The sequence below is a fragment of the Thermovirga sp. genome (assembly GCA_012523215.1).
Classification (GTDB): Bacteria; Synergistota; Synergistia; order Synergistales; family Thermovirgaceae; genus 58-81.
Genome location: JAAYIZ010000060.1, coordinates 1 through 3,117 on the forward strand (window position 1 = coordinate 1; position 3,117 = coordinate 3,117).

Annotated in this window: 4 protein-coding genes; all 4 read right to left on the reverse strand. The window is 53.0% G+C overall.

Features of this window, described 5'->3' with window-relative positions; all coding sequences use genetic code 11:
- Positions 1–214: ATP-binding cassette domain-containing protein (locus GX108_01965; protein ID NLO55812.1), on the reverse strand; the 214-nt coding region annotated here is incomplete at its 3' end.
- A complete protein-coding gene (locus GX108_01970) occupies positions 192–1,040 on the reverse strand; it encodes an ABC transporter ATP-binding protein (protein ID NLO55813.1) in 849 nt (282 codons plus the stop codon). The genes GX108_01970 and GX108_01965, both read right to left, overlap by 23 nt.
- A 25-nt stretch (positions 1,041–1,065) precedes the next feature.
- The gene (locus GX108_01975) at positions 1,066–2,253 is read right to left on the reverse strand and encodes an ABC transporter substrate-binding protein (GenBank protein NLO55814.1); all 1,188 of its coding nucleotides are present in this window, start codon (positions 2,251–2,253) and stop codon (positions 1,066–1,068) included.
- A gap of 517 nt (positions 2,254–2,770) precedes the next feature.
- The coding region (locus GX108_01980) for a pyruvate carboxyltransferase (protein ID NLO55815.1) at positions 2,771–3,117 on the reverse strand (347 nt) is incomplete at its 5' end.

Genomic DNA, 3,117 nt, shown 5'->3' on the forward strand with positions numbered 1-3,117 from the left:
GACTCAATCCTTGTACTTGTACGCCGTCAACGTCGACCGTCCCCTGGATTTTAGACATCAGTCCGGTAATAGCGCGAAGGAGGGTCGTCTTGCCGGCGCCATTTACGCCCAGCACCACAACCACCTCTCCGGCTTCGACAGATAGGCTTACCCCGTGAAGCACCACTCCCTGCCCATAGGAAGCTACTAAATCAGTGACCGTGAGAGCTCTCATTGTCTATTCCCCCGACGGGGTTACGCCGTCCCAGGTATGCCTCAATGACCGCAGGGTTGTTGCGGACTTCTTCGGGACTACCGTGGGCGATAACCTTTCCCGCATCCAATACAACAATGTCATCACAAATATTCATGACAAACCTCATATTATGCTCAACAACAAGGAGCGTGAGCTTGTACTCCTCCCAAAGCCTTGTCAGCAGCACTCTCAATTCATCCACTTCAACCGTCGTCAGACCGTTTGCAGGCTCGTCTAGCATGAGAAGCCTGGGGCGCATCATTAAGGCACGGGCCAGCTCCACACGCTTTTGCGTCCCGTAGGGGAGTTCCGACGGCTTTAGGCTGGCAATGTTTGTCATGTCGAGCCGTTCCAAGACCTCCCAGGCACGACTTCGAACGACTTTCTCTGATGCGGAGAGCTCTGGGGGGATCAACGCGAACCGTATAAGGCCACGAGGATATTCCGACCAGGCACCCCCCATGACATTGTCAAATACTGACATTGACTGGATTAGACCAACGTTCTGGAAAGTCCTTGCGGCTCCGATTCCAACGATAGCATGCCCGGGAATGGTGCTGAGATCTTGTCCGTCCATAATTATCCTGCCGCTCTGCGCTGAATAGAGACGGCTGACGCAGTTAAAGAGAGTAGTCTTACCTGCCCCGTTCGGACCAATCAAGCCACATCGCGACCGCTCGGCAACGTTGAAATTCACATTATCAAGGGCGCGGATCCCATCAAAGCTCAAGGAAATCCCCTGCACCTCCAAGAAGGGGCGGGGCGCTTCCAGAGCCCCACCCCTCGCGTTCGAGCCAGACTTCATTGCCATGGTAAAGGGGCAGCTTTTGCTACCATGTGTACACGTCTCCGGTATCTTTCCAACCCTCACCATCAAACCGGCGCAGGGCGAGCGAATTTATCACCCAATATTGGTCTTGCGACTCATCGGTCGAAGCGGTTATCCCTGGAACCAGAAGGGTCATCTTCTCGTCCTTCAAATTACGCAGGGAGGTAATCAGGGCCGAACGGGTGAGTTTCTCGGCTTTCTTAAGCGCGGTCACAAATATCTCGGCTTCGGTAAATCCATAGGCTACGCCCTGCTGATTCGGGTCGGTGCCGGGTAAGTATTTCTCAACCGTTTGGCGATACCACTTCATTCCCTCGTCGTCGTTCCACATTGGATCAGTAGGTGTCTTGAGGTACGCAGCGGCCATAAATCCCTTCGCATTGTGTAATCCGGCAGGTTCGAGGGTGCTCAAGGCGACGTTCCAGCTAATGAGGAAGGTTAAGGGCCGCCAGTCTAGTTCAGCCATCTTTGAGATGGCCTGGGTGGTGTAGGTACCGGAGCTATAATTTAGGAACACGTCTGCACCAGACTGAGCCAGGACCTGCACTGCACCAAGCACACTGGGGTCACCTAATCCGAAGACCTGGATAGCCACGATCTCAATATCCGTACCTTCTATAGCCTTTCGAAAACCCTCGAGCAAGCTCTTGCCCTGGTCGTCATTCTGGCGAAGGATGGCAACCTTGCACTTGGGCTTGTGCTCTATCAGGTACCTCGCTGCAACGGAGGATTCAAGCGCGTAGGAGGGGAGAAACACCGTCGTCAAAGGGTATTTTTTCGAGGAAACAGGGTTGCCGAACTCGTCATGGCCGCTATTGGCCAGGATATGGGGGATATTCCGATTGTTCAAGTACGAACGGACTCCGAGGTTGTGGGCGGTGCCGACAATAAAACCTACGGCAAAAACATTGTCGTTTTCCACAAGCCTCCTCACATTTCGCATGGTCCTGGAAGGATCGTCGGCGTCATCGTATAGCTTGAGCTTCAACTGTTTACCACGAACGCCACCATTGTCATTGATGTAGTTGAAATAGGCTTGTACTCCCTTTGAATAAATCCCAAAAACCGCCCCCGATCCCGATAAGGGCATGCTGGCGCCTACCAGGATCGTGTCACCCGTCACTTCCATATCGGGACCGTCTTGAGCATGGGCGGTTAAAGAAAGAGCAAGAACCGCCAAAACTACCAACGTTCTTATCCACCTCTTGGAAGAAGCTGACATTATCTAATTCCTCCTCTCAAAAATAAGACAAAGGGGGCGAGCAACCAAAACCTCTCGAACCTACGGCAGAAGCGGACGCTCTGAGTGGTCACGGACCCCCTCCCTTCGCTATTCAAAATGGAATCCCGAACCCCTTTTAAGTGCAACTTCCCCTGGATAACATAAATACCTGAAAAGTTGTATTAAGAAGAGTAATCCCCACTGCAAATGGAGTCAATACTCCTAGGGGTATTAATTCTGAATATCAGATTTTTCCCCCGACGGTGGAACAGAGAGATAGCACCCTCTTGATTGAAGAGGGTGCTTCGAAAAGGAGGGTGATATCATGTTCAGGATAATTACAAGAATCTTCCCATCGCAAGGAGCTGTACTAACCCTTCGGAATGCCACTGTTGGTACCCGCAATGCTTCTTGCGAGGCCCTCGTCGAACAGTATCTCGGCCGTCCATCGGGCAGCCTTACCCAGCGAGGGCTGGTCTTTCCCTTACGACTTGTCGAGAACGGACGTCGCGATCTCTCCGAACTCCTCGATGGTCAGAAGGCGCCTCTTCTCCAGCGCCGTATCCTTGATCTTTTTCAGGATCTCCGCCTTGGCGTCCTTGTCGTCGGTCTGGATACCCAGTTTGTCCAGGTAAATATCCACGGTGGGAAGACCGCTCAACTTTCCGATGACCACCTTCGTGTCGGGGTGACCCACCAGGTCATAGAGGAAGGGCGAGAGTTCAAGGGGCGCTATCCCTTCCACGTTCTTGTACCAGGCCGCCACTATCCCCGACTCGATATCGGCCACGTAATCCCCTACGATGCCCCTGTTCTGGCGCACGGTCAGAC

Coding starts and splice junctions, on each gene's coding strand:
- GX108_01970 (NLO55813.1), bottom strand. CDS start 1,040: ATGAAGTCTGGCTCGAACGCGAGGGGTGGGGCTCTGGAAGCGCCCCGC.